Source organism: Allocoleopsis sp. (assembly GCF_036703385.1).
Classification (GTDB): domain Bacteria; phylum Cyanobacteriota; class Cyanobacteriia; order Cyanobacteriales; family Coleofasciculaceae; genus Allocoleopsis.
Genome location: NZ_DATNPA010000686.1, coordinates 1 through 2,704, shown reverse-complemented (window position 1 = coordinate 2,704; position 2,704 = coordinate 1). Strand labels below are relative to the sequence as shown.

At 40.2% G+C, this 2,704-nt stretch carries 4 protein-coding genes; all 4 read right to left on the bottom strand.

Going from position 1 to position 2,704, the window contains the following annotated elements:
- A partial coding sequence (locus V6C93_RS32510; protein WP_333480823.1) for a hypothetical protein occupies window positions 1-1,548 on the bottom strand: 1,548 nt, incomplete at its 3' end.
- 309 nt (window positions 1,549-1,857) lie between these two features.
- Window positions 1,858-2,133 (bottom strand): hypothetical protein, encoded by a 276-nt coding sequence (locus V6C93_RS32505; RefSeq protein ID WP_333480822.1) that lies wholly within the window; start codon window positions 2,131-2,133, stop codon window positions 1,858-1,860.
- A 48-nt stretch (window positions 2,134-2,181) separates the two neighbouring features.
- Entirely contained in the window at window positions 2,182-2,370 is a 189-nt protein-coding gene (locus tag V6C93_RS32500; protein ID WP_333480821.1) for a hypothetical protein, read from the bottom strand.
- Window positions 2,371-2,444: 74 nt separating this feature from the next.
- A partial coding sequence (locus V6C93_RS32495) for a hypothetical protein (RefSeq protein WP_333480820.1) occupies window positions 2,445-2,704 on the bottom strand: 260 nt, incomplete at its 5' end.

Sequence of the window (2,704 nt, the reverse complement as noted above, 5' to 3'; positions counted from 1 at the left end):
GGATACGCCGAGATAACCTGCCTGTTTGGCTTGAGTCCAGCCTTTAGCTTGACGAGCTTCTCTAACTTGGCTGCTGGTTAAGCTGCTAGGAGGACTTAGCTTCAACTTGTTCTTGGGCTTTATGGATTTCGCCCTAGCTTTTACCTTACAGGCTAGAAGTTCTGGAATAGGGGGTATAGGTTTAATAGTTAGCTTGGCTTCCAGGAGCTTGTCTAGGTAACCTTTAGGCTTCTTACTTTTTGCGTCTGGTCTTAGCCATGCAGGATAAGTTTCCGCATCAAACGTAACCTGCCACTCCAGTTCGAGCAGTAACTTTATTGCGCTGTCCCAACGCTGTTTTAAGTCATAAGCTTTGCGGCAGTCTGACCGAGCTTTGTCTATAACTGATTGGGGTAATGCAATTTCTAATAACTCCTGGACTTTGTAGTTTCCCGTAGGGCGAACTCGACTATCCAAAGTTAAGTATATAGCAAACCTTAGTGCGAGTTCATCATGGTAGGGATCGATTTTCAAAACTTGCTCAGCTAAGTAGCCAAACTGATATAAAGCTTCTCGTGATTTGGTTCCAGCTCGGTTCAAAAAATCTTGAGTCCACAATCCGGGCTGCACTGTAATGTAAACTTCGTCAGGCTGGTCTATTTTTCCTTCAATGTCAACTTGACCGATAGGCTTGATATAGACATTCCACATTCTCCCTACAGGAGCACTAGCTATGATTTGTCCTTTCTTATTCTTTCCCTCAACCCAAAAAGCTTTAACTAGGAGGCAATCAAGAGCAAAGGCTGTGTTAGCAATTTCTAGCAGTTTTTCTGGTTTGCTTTTTTTATGATTTTTTTCCCAACCAAATTCCCGAATTATCTCGCTAGCTTTCAAAAGAAATTTACTTTCCCAGGGGGTTTGTGATTTTATGGCATGAGCAGCAAAAACTAAGTGCAATTTAGCTGTTGTAAAGCCATACTTATCAATAATTTGCTGTGCCTCATCCCAAGGTAATAGGGTAATATCTCTAGGGTTGGTGATGTAATGCTCAATATAATTTTGGGGATTCCCTTTAGCTCTGTGTTGTAAGCAGGCTATTCCTTGTTCGTTCTTTTGCCATCGGTCTTTCCTGGTATAAGCTTCAATGCTTGAAAACATTACAACTGATGAAGGAATAGGTGTTATGGGAGGAAGTCGTGGTTCTGCGTGTAGTATTGCTTCGTCGAGCTGGTCTACAGTCTTGATATCCGCTTTATTGCGATTTTCTAAGTAGGCTTGAAATTTTTGAAATACTTTAGTAATTACTTCTTCTAGCTCTTGTGCATCAGCTTGTCCTTTAGTTAGACAAAGATGCTCTTTGAAAATATCTCTTATTATCCTTTTACCTAGTTCTTCCAGAGCATTTAATTCTTCGGCTTTATAATATTTCTTGATTCCATTCTCTATTGCTTGAAAGAAGATTGAATTTATTTCTGCAAGCAAATTTTCACCTTCAAGGTAGTTAAGCCCATCTAAGTTAATACCTAAAATAGATTGGTTATTTGTGTTCGATTCAGTAATGTCTGCCATAGGTTGATTGGCTTTCCTGAGATAATATAAATATATTAAATTCCAATTAATTCAACAAAGCTTATGCCTTTAAAGCATATAAAAACTTCTTAATTATAGCTTACTTAAGCTGCGACTATATTTTTTATTGGAGAATCATTCTGTTGTATTGTAGTCTCGACTCTCTAGCAAAACGTTCCTCTGTTTGGAGGAACGTTTTATTGAATGTTCTACAAAAAATATTGCGTGGCTCTATAAAAATCCAGCGCTCGATGAATGATGCTCCCCAAGCGCTGGATTATTTTTGCGATCGCGTGAAACCACTAACTATCAGCGACCAACGCTTAGACGAAGTTGAATCTCATCTTGGCTTAGTTCTGGTAATTTATCCTCTAACAAATCCCATACTAACTCATCTGTGACTGCTGCTCTAAACTCTTGTTCTACCAGTTGATTTTCCCATGTGTATTCGTTTCCATTGCCCGTTCCTGCATTTTTTACTGTAGCGACCTTTCTTTTTTCGTACATGAGGTGACAGTTAAACGCTATAGTTTCTGTTCCCTCATAGCTTTGAAGATTGTGGATGGTGAACGATTGCGGTTTCATTTTAGTGCCTCACTTTATTCAAGAGTGCTTTTTGCGCTCTGCCCTACCTTATTTGTTGTCTTCTTCTGCCGTTCCTCTCTTGGACAGTACTTCGTTTATTCGTTGCTCTACCGTACTGTCGCTACCGGAGTACCCAAACACGTAATTTTGCTCTGATTCGGTCAGATTGTGCCTTCTGATTATGATTTGCTCGAGTCTTTTTCCCCTTTCAATTGCCTCTTGATTGAGTCCTGACATCTTCGTTCCTTTCCCTGTAACAAAATAACGGTTGACTTATTGCTTGTGTATGGCACGATGGTGATTTTTTCCAGTTAACCGCGAAACGCTTGGAACCCTAATTTTTCATTCCATGCTGCGAATATTTGTCTGACTTGTCGCCCTTGGTTTCCGTTGTAACGACCGTTCAGTAAATCTTCCAATGACAAATCCATTGAAGCTAGTTGTTCCCGTTGTTCTTGCGTTCTCAGATATTTCTTGATACCAACGATTAGCCATCTTTCCTCTTCATGGCAGCAGCGATCGCAGAAGAACGCCTTCCACTCATCGTCTGATACAGGTTCATCGCTATATA